The organism is Ralstonia sp. 110700041-2, from assembly GCF_056280165.1.
The window spans coordinates 110,230-122,177 of record NZ_JBSFAI010000020.1 but is presented as its reverse complement, the minus strand read 5'-3'; the positions used below and the strand labels follow the sequence as shown (position 1 = coordinate 122,177).

The window sequence follows — 11,948 nt, the reverse complement described above, 5'->3', positions numbered from 1 at the left end:
AACATCAGCGCACCGCTGGCACGGTGCAGGATGGACACCTTACCGGCCCAGGGCAAGCGGTAGCGGGCGATGTCGCCCAAACCGATGTTCCTGTAGATGACCGCTCCGTTTTTTGAATCGATTGCCACGTGGTCCTCCAAACAGACTTCAAACAGATTCCTGAGCAGATGAGATTGTTTAGTTCGACGCAACATCCTATCCCCGTAGTGCACGGCCCTCGGGCTTAGCGCGCGCTTGCAAAACCCGAAAGCGCTAGCGACGCCGTTGCTACAAGGGTCAGTACGCTGCGTAACCGAAAATACCAGGCCGGTATTGCTCCGCCACGCGCAAACCCTGCATCCGTCAACCAGCAGATAGCCAACACGATTGCCATCCTGACAAGAGCGGCGGGCGGCTCGCTGCTGACTGCCACGGCCCATGCCGCGAGCGATGGAACAATGCTCCAGGCAAGCTGCAAGGTGTGCATTCGCGTTGCGGTTTCCGCGCGAAGGGCGAGACCCCAGTGCACTGCACCTACGAACGACGTAATGGACGTCGCGTACACCAGCAGCGAGCGTTGGTATTCACCGCGGCTCGATGTGTCCCCCAGACATAGCCCGGTCAGCACGATAAACGGTATGAGGCCGCTGATCCCGAGTAGGACTGCCAAGCCGCGTACGCTTGTCGTATGCGTACTCATGACTTTGGTGGTGTGACCAATCGCCCGTGGCCACCGTCCACGCCGATCTGTTGGCCGGTGATCCAGGATGCTGAAGGGCTGAGCAGGAATTCCGCAAGCGCCGCGGTATCGTCTCCTTGTCCGAGCCTGCCCAGCGGATTTGCCTTTGCAAGCCGCTCCGCAACTGTTGGAACACTTGTCAGTCGAGATGACATTGCTGACGAGGTCAGCCCCGGGTGAATGCAGTTCACGCGGATATTGCGATCTGCATACGTTGCAGCTGCTGACTGCGCAAGCGCCGCGACGGCTGCCTTCGCGCTGGCAATTGCCTCGTGATTCGGGAAGCCGGCAGTGGCGGCAACCGAGCCGATTAAGACCGCGCTTGCGTGCACTTTGTGGTGAACGGCTTGTTGCACAAACAAGCGCAACGCATTCCACGCCGAAAAGAAATTCGCATCGAGCGCCTGCTTGAGATCGTCCTCTGAAGTCAAATGGAGCGGCTTGACGATGATCGATCCGACGCAGTGTGCGAGGCCTGCCGGCGCGCCGAATCGGGTGACACCGGCTTCAATAGCAAGCTGAGCGCTACTGCGGTCTGTGACGTCGGCCGGGCAGACAAGAACCGAGGCCGGCTGGAGCGCGTCAGCGAGCTGTTCTAACTTCTTCTGGTCTCGCGCTGTGAGTACCAGCGGAATGCCTGAGCTGTTCAAGCGACGCGCCAGGGCGGAGCCCACAGCGCCGCTAGCTCCAGTAATCCATACAAATCCCATCATCACTTCCTGATATGTTCCCAACCGAACAGAGAATGCACAACGGTCGTGGCCTGACTAAATTCCGCTCAAACCGCATCACGGTCACCATCGCGTGTCGCGCCGGAGCGAGTTAGCGCTTGGCACTGTTGAGCAGGTCTTCGTGACGCACGACCTCAGCCAGGGCGGTCTCAAGCAACTGCACCGCACGATTTGCGACGTTACCGAGACGGCGATGCAACAACGCATCGCGAGGCGAGCGGGATAGGCACGCATCGCTGTAACGTTGGAACGCACTGAGTTGGATTACGAGTTCGGCCAAGTGCCGTGGGCACTCGCACTGGATCGTTGAAGTCAGCCCCGCGAAAGCAGCGAGCGCCTTGTCGTCGAAGCGACGCGCCGCGCGCGAGCGCGTGTCCGCGTTCAAAATGTCTGCCTGGCGGAGGGCCGTAGCCCAATCGACCAGCTCTGCGATCAGCGACTCCGGCCTGACTTCAGCATCGGATTGTGGCACTACACGCAAGCCACCGAGGCTCGCCCGTTCAATTGCGCGGGGTGTGCCCGATGTGAAGATCACGCTGATCGCTTTCGCGTGCGCCGCTTCCGCCAGCGCCACAATGCGTAGGATGGTGTCCTCCGTGAGCGAAGGAACGGCGACAAGCAACGCATCCGCCCTCAATCCTGCTCGCGCGTCCCGAAACGCTTCTTCAAGCGATCCGGGATGTCCGCAAACATGCATGCTAGCTGAGGCCGAATTGGAGATAGCAATCGGCACTGGCCCTACCATCAAAAGCGAAATAGGCTCGACCTTTGCCGCATGAACGGTTCCAGACGATCGCACGAGAGCCCTTAGAGACTCCACGTTGAGACTCGCAACCGCACCGATAGCGTGGCCGCAATCGACAAGACCTCTGATCAGGCGCAAGCGCTCTATGTCTTCCTCTGTGTAGAGACGTTGGCCCGATGCACTTTTCGGCGGCGCGACGACAGCGTATTTGCGTTCCCAAATGCGCAAGGTGGATGCCGACATGCGAGCCAGTTTTGCCGCTTCGCCGCTTCGGTAATGTCTGGGGGCCAATGACTTATAGAGCCTTTTCACAAGTCCTCCTCATTGCGCATCTAGGTTAATACGCTGGGGCGACTGCGAACAGAGGACTGTCCAGCAAGGAGCGGTAATGCTGGTCAATGAGTCGAGAATGCGTCGGCATCTTGCTCGGAACGTTGCATGCCTAGCGGGATTGCTCGGGCTCTGAATGTCGTGGACGCCGTTATGCGTCGTATTTCATGAGCGCGATGGGCTGTTCCGAGCGACTGGGTCGCAGACGATGCCTTGAGGATGTGCCGCTGCGCTCGAGATCGTCATTTCTGGGTAGCTCCAATTTCCGAGTAGGGTCCGCATAAGGTCATCTTGGTCTTTGCGCCGCCCTCACGCCGAAACCAACTCATACTCGACAACGCCAACTGCTTTCGCGGCAGCTTCTGTGCGACGTCACAGTTCCGTCATGTATCAAATCTAGTCTCCGGTGCCAGTACCAAATGTTGGTTCCAGGGGATTGAACATGAAACACATGTACGGCTTGGCAGCCGCCTTGGCTGGAAGCGTTCTCGTCGCCGCATGCGGTGGCGACTCAGTATTGAGCATTGGCACCTCTGCTGCGCAGAGCCAGCCAACGCGAACAATCGTCATGGTCTGGGACGGGCTGCGCCCCGACTCAGTCAATGCAACCGATACACCAAATCTGTATGCATTACGCCAGGCGGGTGTCAACTTCAGCGACAACCATTCGACGTACCCGACCTTCACGATGATGAACGGCTCGTCCTTTGCGACAGGCGCGTTCCCGAAGACCAGCGGGTTCTATGGCAACACCTTCTGGACGCCGCCGCAGGGAGCGACGAACAGCATTCCCGCGGGCAACCTCGGGACGCCGAATGGCACCAAAACTGCGGCTGCATCGGCAGACTATGTCGACCCGATCTTCACCGAGGACTACCAAGTCCTGACCACTCTGAACAATTACTACGGAGGGCAGCTGCTTCTGGTGAAGAGCCTCTTTGCTACGGCCCAGGCTACAGGCCTGACGACTGCGACCGTCGGCAAGTCGGGAGCTGCCTTTATTCAGGATCTGGGGCAGGGTGGGTACTTCCTTGATGAGAACACGGTACAGCCGCGTAGCCTCGTCACCGAACTGCAGAGTGCCGGCTATGCGTTGCCGTTCAATACGCAGTTTGGATACTCGGGGTCCAACGCTGTCACGCTGGCCGCGACGAACGGAGACGCGTGCCGGTCTTGCCATCGAAGGCCCAATCTTGGCTATTGATCGTGATCAGTTGTGCCTTGTACTTGCTCATGATGTGAACTCCCAGTGGCTCAGCGGCCGGTTTACTTTTCAAATGCCTCAAAGGGCGGGTATCGTTAACAGGCCGATAACTACTGGGCCTGAGTACTTCTCATGTTGAGAAGCACAGGGCCGATTCTAGGAGTTCTCATCATGAGAAGTACAATAGATATTCTCGATCAAGCAAAGGGAACCAATAGCGACTACTGGGTCGCAGCGCAAATGGGCTGCAAACAGAGCGTTGTAACCACGTGGCGGACCCGCGCCCACGTGGGTGCAGACTCGATAGTGAAGCTGTGCGAACTAGCGAAAGTCCCTGTAGGACGAGGGTTAGCGCTGTGCGCTCTGGAGACGATCAAAGACAAAAAGCTGCGTCAGCGGATAGAAGACACGCTGTCTTTTAAGAAACCGCTCAATGCCACGAAGCGGGGTCGGCGCTCGATAGCCTGACCTTGCGTTGAGCGGACTTAGCCCATAGAGGCGAATGACGCAGAATTTGTGTTATGTTAAATCGCCGCCGGATTTGGCTACGTCTACAACAGGCGCTGCGTGCAATCCAGACAGGCACGAAACCGGCAATTGCGTGACCGGCAACACATCAGCAAATCCAACACCTCTCGCTTCGAGACGCCTGCATCCAGCAGGCGTTTTTTATTCTTAGCGATCTTCCTGTAATGGCGGCGACGAGCCGCGTCCTGAATGCCACGGCGCAGCGTACGGATACCCGCTACTCGGTCCCGCTGGCCGCACTAGCCGTGCAATAACCGGTCGCTCCCTAAAACCGCATCACCGTCACAGCCAAGGCCCGAGCGGGACACTCCCGACGCTAAACGCCTTACAAAGTCAACTTTACGGGCTTGGCGTGATGCACCATGCCATCGCCGCCGGAACCCGGCCAATCAGAACCACTGCGCGCGCTGTCAGGTATCGCCTGCACACTAGGAGAGGCATGTCGACAACAGCACGAGAATGGCGGCCACCAGCCCTCTCCTTCAATTCCTGGGCGCCGGCCCAAAAACATCCATGCGCGAAACTCAGCACGAAATGGCTGGGGAATATCCACCAGACGAACAGAGTGCGTTTTGTCAGCTGTCACTCGCGCGATGCGCAAATTCCGCAGCACTTCCAGATCTGCCTGCATGGCAAAGCTGTCTCCTTTACACCTTCTAGCGCTAGCCCCCTAGCATCGTATTGCGAGGCCTCCTTCCCCGGATACGGCTTCAGCACGAGCCGCCCACCAGTACGAATCTGGTTTGACCACCGCTTGCCACCGAGTGGATCGACGTGCTGCTGGAGGTTGCTTCCCCAGTGGGAGCCCGTAGCGAGCCCGATGACCCCTACCAACCTGACAACTTTGACGCGCAGCGGCCAGGATGGACGGAAGGGCGGGATCGGCTTCAGCGGCATAGCGGCGCCTTTTCGTGGCGCGTGTATTCCCGCACACAGACTAGACGGCATGCATATCCTTTGCGCCCGATCGGCTGGGTGTTTTCCCTACCCCGCGCCGGCTTGAATTTAGGCCAATGAAACGCTAATATTTGGCCGTTATAACGCCAACTGTAGGCCGATAAAACGTGCTTTAGGTGGCATTTTTTGGGCGGGGCCTGGGTGTGGCAGCGACGCAGGGTTCGGAACGCGGGCCGAAAACCTCGGGGCTGACCACGGCGCTGCCAACAAAATTGCTCCCCACCCCTGGGCACCTCGACCCAATCTGGAGACACGCTGTGACCGTACATCACCTTCCGCCCACAGAGCATGTGGATGTCCTCATCGTAGGCGCCGGCCTGTCTGGCATCGGTGTTGCGCGTTATCTGGAGACGGAGCGCCCGGGCACCACCTACGTCATCCTGGAATCGCGCGCTGTCACCGGCGGCACATGGGACTTGTTCCGCTATCCCGGCATCCGCTCCGACTCGGACATGCACACCTATGGCTACGAGTTCAAGCCATGGCCGTACAAGAAGTCGATTGCAGGGGCGGCGGATATCCTGTCCTACCTGCGCGAGACCGCCGCCGAGTACGGGATCAATCGCCACATCCGCCTGCAGCACAAGGTGATTCAAGCATCGTGGTCCAGCGCTCAAGCCCTGTGGACGGTCGAGATCGAGCGCACGGATACGGGCGAACGCAAAACGATGCTGGCCAAATGGCTGTTCAGTGCCGCTGGCTACTTCCACCACGATGAGGGCTTCACCCCCAAGCTGGAAGGCATCGAACGCTTCCAGGGCCGCACCGTGCACCCGCAGCATTGGCCGGAAGACCTCGACTACACGGGTAAACGTGTCGTGGTGATCGGCAGCGGCGCCACTGCCGTCACGCTGTTGCCGGCCATGGCGGACAAGGCCAAGCATGTGACGATGCTCCAGCGCACGCCCACCTATGTCGTGAGCCTGCCCTCGGAAGACATCATCGCCAACACGCTGCGCAAGGTGATACCGCACGCGTGGGCCTACGCGCTCGTGCGCCGCAAGAACATCGCCATTTCGCGCGGCATCTGGTACCTGTGCAAGAAGCGGCCAAAATTCGCGCGGCGTCTCATCCGCTTCCTCAACAAGCGCCAGTTGCCGAAGGGCTATCCGATCGACGTGCACTTCAACCCGCCCTACGACCCGTGGGATCAGCGTTTGTGCGCGGTGCCCGATGGCGATCTGTTCAAGGCCATCCGCCAAGGCCAGGCGTCTGTGGTGACGGACCACATCAAGACATTCACGCAGACCGGCATCCTGCTGGAATCGGGGCAGGAGTTGCCCGCTGATATCGTTGTGACGGCCACCGGGCTCAACATTCGCCTGTTCGGCGGCATCAAGCTGATCGTCGACGGCGAGCCCGTCGATCTGCACAGCACCGTGACCTTCAAGGGCATGATGCTTAGCGGTGTGCCGAACTACGTCTTCTCCATCGGCTACACGAACTCGTCGTGGACGCTCAAGCTGGGGCTGCTGGCACAACACTTCTGCCGCATGCTCGACCACATGGATCGCACCGGCGCCGCGATCTGCGTGCCGGAGACCCCGGACGCTGACATGCCCAAGCTTCCGCTGCTCAAACTCGGCTCCGGCTACGTCAAGCGCGCCGTCCAGAGCATGCCATGCCAGGGCGTGGAATCGCCCTGGATCATGTCGGAGGACTACATCGTCGACGTCGCCAACCTGGGGGACAGCCCGGTCGAAAGCCCGTTCCTGCGTTTCGAGCATGCCCGCCAAGCGAGCAGCACGGCGCGCTCGCAGGCGAAGCAAGCAGTGGGAGCCTGATCATGTCGATCCACGCCATGGACGAAGCGCGCGATCTGTTCTGCGACGCGCCGACCGGTGTCCGCCTTTGCTACCGCACGTACGGCCCCGAGAGCGGAGAGCCCCTGCTGCTGATCGCGGGCCTAAGCTTGCAACTGACGTCGTGGCCCGCCAACATGATCGACAGCCTAGTGCAACGCGGCTTTCGCGTCATCGTCTTCGACAACCGCGACGTTGGCCGCTCCTCGCGCATCCCGCAGAAGCCGCCCGGCTTACTGCGGCAATTCCTGTGGTTGCCGAAGCCTTCGGCCTATGACCTCGAAGACATGGCCGCCGATACGGTTGGCCTGCTCGACCATCTGCGTGTGGCGCGCGCCCATATCGTGGGGATGTCGATGGGCGGCATGATCGCGCAGATCATCGCTGGCCGCCATCCGCAGCGCACGCTGTCGCTCACCTCGATCTTCTCCAGCACTGGCTCGCGAAAGGTCGGCCAACTGGCCATGTCCAGCATGCTGATGCTGATCAAGCCGCCCGCACGCACGCGCGACGAAGCCGTGCAGCGTTACAGCGCGGCCATGGCCCACATCGGCACGCAGACGTACCCCGTGAACGACGCCGCGCGACGCGCCTACGCCGCCGACGCGTGGGACCGCGGCCAGCAGGCGAAGGATGCCGAAGGCATGGCACGCCAGCTGGAGGCCATCATGAAGTCGGGCGACAGGACGGCAGAAGTCCGCCGTATCCGGGTGCCAACGCTGGTGGTGCACGGCGATCGGGATCTGATGGTGGCAACCAGCGGGGGTACCGCGACTGCGGCTGCCATCCCCAATGCGGAGATGGTCATCATCCGCGGCATGGGCCACGACATCTCGGAAGGTGTCGTACCGCTGCTGGTCGACCTGATCGCCGGACATGCGAAACGCAATACGGCAGCTTCCGCAGCCGAACAGATGAACGCCAGCAGGCATTCCGCCTGAGTACGTTCCGGCGTGCGGCGACCACCTCGCCGGTACGCATCCACGCACAACCAAAACAAGAACAGCCGTTGCTGTGATCTCGCTACCGAGAACGCATAGGAGACACCATGCTGCAAGGCTCCCCCACCGAGCTTGTCGCCAGCTTTGAACGCCAGCGACAGGCTTTCGCGCTGGACCCCGACCCGACACTGGCCACGCGCCTGTCGCGTCTCGATCGGCTCGCGGCCTGGCTCGACTCGCACGAGCCGGACATCGTGCGTGCCATCGACGCCGACTTTCAAGGCCGCTCGGCGCATGAAACCCGGCTTGCCGAAGTGTTTGTCGTGCGCGCGGGCATCCGTCATGCGCGGCGCCACCTGAAGCAGTGGATGCGCACGCAACGCGTGCCGACCGCATTGCATTTCCGCCCCGGCTACAACCGGCTCATGCCGCAGCCGCTGGGTGTGGTGGGCATCATTGCGCCGTGGAACTATCCGCTGCAACTGTCGTTGGGGCCAGCGCTTGCGGCGCTTGCGGCAGGCAACCGGGTGTTGATCAAGCCGTCGGAGCTCACGCCTCGGCTGTCAGCGTTGCTCGCTTCGATGGCGCGCGAGATATTCAACCCGGATGAGCTCGATGTCGCCATCGGCGATGTCGAACTCGGCAAGGCCTTTGCCAGCCTGCCGTTCGATCACCTGTTCTTCACCGGTTCCACGCAGGTCGGGCGTGACGTGGCGCAAGCGGCGGCGGCCAATCTGACGCCGGTGACGCTGGAACTCGGAGGCAAATCGCCAGCCATTCTTGATGTGTCGTGCAATGTCGCTGTTGCGGCGCAACGCATCGCATTCGGCAAGCTGTTGAACGCAGGGCAAACCTGCGTCGCGCCGGATTACCTGCTCGTGCCGACAGGTACGGCGGAAAACGTCGCATCGCATCTGGAGCGGGCCATCACGAAGCTCTATCCGAATCTGACTGCCAACCCCGACTACACCGCGATCATCAGCGAACGCCACCGTGCGCGCCTGGCAGAGATGGTCCGCGAGGCGCGCACCGCAGGCGCACGTGTGATCGAGGTCAACCCGGCTGGCGAAGTGTTCAACGCGGCATCACGCAAGCTCCCGCCCACGCTCGTGATTGGCGCACCCGCCGCCACGCGGCTCATGCGTGAAGAGATCTTTGGCCCCGTGCTGCCCATTGTCGAATACGCAAACCTCGACGATGCGCTGGCGTATGTCCAGCGCAACGCCCGCCCGCTCGCGCTGTACTGGTTTGGTGACGATGCATCGCGCTGCAACCGCGCACTGCGCGAAACCGTATCGGGCGGTGTGACGATCAACGATTGCCTGTGGCATCTGGCACAGGAGAGCCAGCCGTTCGGCGGCGTCGGCCCCAGCGGCATGGGCGCCTACCACGGCAAGTGGGGCTTCGATACCTTCAGCAAGCGCAAGCCGGTCTTTCATCAGACCCGCTGGAATGGCACTGCGCTGTTCCACCCGCCCTACGGCCATACCTTCAACTGGCTGCTGCGCGTGCTGTCGCGCATTGCCTGATCCCGTCCGTTGCTTGTCGAGAGAAACATCATGAATCAACAGTTCGATTACATCATCGTCGGCGGCGGCTCGGGCGGCTGCGTGGTCGCGGGCCGGTTGTCCGAAGACCCGAACGTCTCGGTTTGCGTGCTCGAGGCGGGGGGGCATGGCGACGGCATGATGGTCAAGGTCCCGGCGGGTGCGGTCGCCATGGTGCCAACCCGCCTCAATAACTGGGCATTCGATACCGTGCCGCAGGCCGGGCTTGGCGGGCGCATCGGCTACCAGCCTCGCGGCAAGATGTTGGGCGGTTCCTCCGCCATCAACGCGATGGTCTACATCCGCGGCCACCGCAGCGATTACGATCACTGGGCGTCGCTGGGCAACGGCGGCTGGTCGTATGACGACGTGCTGCCCTACTTCCGCCTCAGCGAGCACAACGAGCGCTTCGACAACGCCTGGCACGGCCGCAACGGCCCGCTCAACGTGAGCGACCTGCGCACCGACAATCCCTTCCAGGCACGCTACCTTGAAGCTGCGCGCCAGGCGGGCTTGCCGCTCACGGACGACTTCAACGGCCCGCAACAGGAAGGCATCGGCATCTACCAGGTCACCCAGAAGCAGGGCGAGCGGTGGAGCGCGGCGCGTGCCTATCTGCACCCGCACATCGGCCAACGCGCCAATCTTACGGTCGAAACGCACGCGCAAGTCCGTCGCATCCTGTTCGAAGGCAGGCGCGCCGTTGGCGTGGAGGTGCTGCAGAACGGCACGGTACGCACACTGCGCGCGCGGCGCGAAGTGGTGCTGGCTGCAGGTGCGCTCCAGACGCCGCAGTTGCTGATGCTGTCTGGCGTGGGGCCGGCACAGGAACTTGCACGCCTTGGCATCCAGGCCGTGCAGCATCTGCCGGGCGTGGGACGCAATCTGCAGGACCATCCCGACTTCGTCTTCGGCTACAGCGCACGCAGTCTCGACACAATTGGCGTCTCACTTGGCGGCGGTGTGCGCATGCTGGGCGAGATCCTGCGTTTCCGCCGCGAGCGGCGCGGCATGCTGACAACGAACTTCGCCGAAGGTGGTGGCTTCCTGAAGACACGCCCCGAGCTTGAGGCACCCGACATACAGCTGCATTTCGTGGTGGCGATGGTGGACAACCACGCGCGGCGCATGCGCCTGGGCCATGGGTTCTCGTGCCACGTCTGCCTGCTGCGTCCGCGCAGCCGGGGCGCGGTCACGCTGCGCAGCAACGATCCGCTCGCCGCACCGCTCATCGACCCGGCCTTCTTCGATGACCCGCGTGATGTCGAAGACATGGTGGCCGGCTTCAAGATCACGCGCGGGCTCATGCAGACGCCCGCACTCGCCAAGTGGGCCACACGCGACCTCTTCACCTCGCACGTGAAGACCGACGAAGACATCCGCGCAATCCTGCGGCAGCGCACCGATACCGTCTATCACCCTGTCGGCACCTGCCGCATGGGCCAGGACGAGATGGCCGTGGTCGACTCGCAGTTGCGCGTGCACGGCCTGGAAGGATTGCGTGTTGTCGATGCGTCGATCATGCCGACGCTGATCGGCGGCAACACCAATGCGCCCACCATCATGATCGGTGAGAAGGCTGTCGATCTGATCCGCGGTGTCAGCCGCGTCGCGTCCGGCACGCGCGAAGAAGCGGAAGCCGCCGTAGCGCAGTCCGCGATCCATCACCAAGAAACCCGTCATGCAACCACCTGAGGCATCCCTGGAGATTGATGCATATGAACTCGTATAACGTAGCCAGGTTCACGGCCTGGAGCGCCATCTTTGGCGGTCTCGCGGCTTGCACCACCCTCGGTCTTTCGGTGGTCGTCACGGGCGGAGACATCGAAATGGTGCCCCACGGCCCGGCAATGCTGGCGTTGTCTGCCGAAGGGCGTGACCTGTTCCGCTGGTGGATGCTGGCTGACGTGCTGGGCTTCTATCTGCCGTTCGTGGCCATCGGCGGCTACTTCCTGCACACGTTCCGAGAAGAGCTTGGGGCGCTGCGCGAGATGATCGCCATTGCTGTTGCGGTCTATATCGTCTGCGGCATCGCCGGAGCGGTGCTCCAGTTGTCGACCATCCATCCGCTCGCGCATGTGTATGCCAGCGGGGACGACGGGGCGAAGGTTGCAGCTGGCGCCGTGTGGACCGCCATTGCCAATGCCACGCAAAACGGGTTCTGGTGGGTGGAAGGCCCGCTCGTGTTCTTCTGGACATCGATCGCCGCCAGAATGCTCAAGAAGGCGGGCTGGCGCGGATCGTTCCTTCTTCATATCGTCGGCTGGGGCTTCGGCGTCTTTTTCGTGTTCGGCTTCTTCCCTAGCCTTGCTGCAGTCACGGATGCGGGCGAAACCGTCGGCGTCCTGGCCCTGCCGCTCTGGATGCTGGTATTTGGCTGGCAGTTGCTGCGTCGCGCGCCGACGCTCGCGGCGCCGACTGCGGTCCGGGCTTAACACCCTGTCT

General features: G+C 61.8%; 10 protein-coding genes and 1 pseudogene. 6 read left to right on the top strand and 5 right to left on the bottom strand.

Translation table 11 applies throughout. The features are described 5' to 3' along the window. The 4 genes and pseudogenes from ACUXH0_RS24725 to ACUXH0_RS24710 all read right to left on the bottom strand — a co-directional run. A pseudogene (locus ACUXH0_RS24725) lies at positions 1–194 on the bottom strand (succinate dehydrogenase, cytochrome b556 subunit); the annotation flags it as partial. A 29-nt stretch (positions 195–223) separates the two neighbouring features. Then, positions 224–679 carry a DUF3429 domain-containing protein gene (locus ACUXH0_RS24720; protein WP_182594799.1) on the bottom strand — a complete coding sequence of 152 codons (456 nt, stop codon included), beginning with the start codon at positions 677–679 and terminating at the stop codon, positions 224–226. Continuing rightward, positions 676–1,428 carry an SDR family NAD(P)-dependent oxidoreductase gene (locus tag ACUXH0_RS24715; protein WP_182594800.1) on the bottom strand — a complete coding sequence of 251 codons (753 nt, stop codon included), beginning with the start codon at positions 1,426–1,428 and terminating at the stop codon, positions 676–678. The genes ACUXH0_RS24720 and ACUXH0_RS24715 overlap by 4 nt, the downstream gene beginning before the upstream one ends. A 112-nt stretch (positions 1,429–1,540) precedes the next feature. Then, positions 1,541–2,506: a MerR family transcriptional regulator gene (locus ACUXH0_RS24710; RefSeq protein WP_182594798.1), complete on the bottom strand. Its 966-nt coding sequence runs from the start codon at positions 2,504–2,506 to the stop codon at positions 1,541–1,543. A 460-nt stretch (positions 2,507–2,966) separates the two neighbouring features. Between ACUXH0_RS24710 and ACUXH0_RS24705 the strand changes: the two genes are divergently transcribed. Further along, complete coding sequence (locus ACUXH0_RS24705; protein ID WP_259393760.1) at positions 2,967–3,728, top strand: alkaline phosphatase family protein; 762 nt, start codon at positions 2,967–2,969, stop codon at positions 3,726–3,728. Positions 3,729–4,581: 853 nt separating this feature from the next. On the opposite strand, the gene ACUXH0_RS24700 is transcribed toward ACUXH0_RS24705, so the two are convergent. Further along, positions 4,582–4,887, bottom strand: coding sequence for a hypothetical protein (locus ACUXH0_RS24700; RefSeq protein WP_182594797.1), 306 nt, complete (start codon positions 4,885–4,887; stop codon positions 4,582–4,584). A gap of 583 nt (positions 4,888–5,470) precedes the next feature. On the opposite strand from ACUXH0_RS24700, the gene ACUXH0_RS24695 reads away from it, so the two are divergent. From ACUXH0_RS24695 to ACUXH0_RS24675, 5 genes are all read left to right on the top strand, one after another. After that, on the top strand, positions 5,471–6,997 hold the full coding sequence (locus ACUXH0_RS24695) for a flavin-containing monooxygenase (RefSeq protein ID WP_182594796.1): 1,527 nt from the start codon (positions 5,471–5,473) through the stop codon (positions 6,995–6,997). A gap of 2 nt (positions 6,998–6,999) precedes the next feature. Then, positions 7,000–7,956 (top strand): alpha/beta fold hydrolase, encoded by a 957-nt coding sequence (locus tag ACUXH0_RS24690; RefSeq protein WP_182594795.1) that lies wholly within the window; start codon positions 7,000–7,002, stop codon positions 7,954–7,956. 107 nt (positions 7,957–8,063) lie between these two features. After that, on the top strand, positions 8,064–9,485 hold the full coding sequence (locus ACUXH0_RS24685; RefSeq protein ID WP_182594794.1) for a coniferyl aldehyde dehydrogenase: 1,422 nt from the start codon (positions 8,064–8,066) through the stop codon (positions 9,483–9,485). Positions 9,486–9,515: 30 nt separating this feature from the next. Continuing rightward, positions 9,516–11,198 carry a GMC family oxidoreductase gene (locus ACUXH0_RS24680; RefSeq protein WP_182594793.1) on the top strand — a complete coding sequence of 561 codons (1,683 nt, stop codon included), beginning with the start codon at positions 9,516–9,518 and terminating at the stop codon, positions 11,196–11,198. A 23-nt stretch (positions 11,199–11,221) separates the two neighbouring features. Beyond that, entirely contained in the window at positions 11,222–11,938 is a 717-nt protein-coding gene (locus ACUXH0_RS24675; protein WP_182594792.1) for a hypothetical protein, read from the top strand. Positions 11,939–11,948 lie beyond the last annotated feature (10 nt).

Coding starts and splice junctions, on each gene's coding strand:
- ACUXH0_RS24720 (WP_182594799.1), bottom strand. CDS start 679: ATGAGTACGCATACGACAAGCGTACGCGGCTTGGCAGTCCTACTCGGG.
- ACUXH0_RS24715 (WP_182594800.1), bottom strand. CDS start 1,428: ATGGGATTTGTATGGATTACTGGAGCTAGCGGCGCTGTGGGCTCCGCC.
- ACUXH0_RS24705 (WP_259393760.1), top strand. CDS start 2,967: ATGAAACACATGTACGGCTTGGCAGCCGCCTTGGCTGGAAGCGTTCTC.
- ACUXH0_RS24700 (WP_182594797.1), bottom strand. CDS start 4,887: ATGCAGGCAGATCTGGAAGTGCTGCGGAATTTGCGCATCGCGCGAGTG.
- ACUXH0_RS24690 (WP_182594795.1), top strand. CDS start 7,000: ATGTCGATCCACGCCATGGACGAAGCGCGCGATCTGTTCTGCGACGCG.
- ACUXH0_RS24685 (WP_182594794.1), top strand. CDS start 8,064: ATGCTGCAAGGCTCCCCCACCGAGCTTGTCGCCAGCTTTGAACGCCAG.
- ACUXH0_RS24680 (WP_182594793.1), top strand. CDS start 9,516: ATGAATCAACAGTTCGATTACATCATCGTCGGCGGCGGCTCGGGCGGC.
- ACUXH0_RS24675 (WP_182594792.1), top strand. CDS start 11,222: ATGAACTCGTATAACGTAGCCAGGTTCACGGCCTGGAGCGCCATCTTT.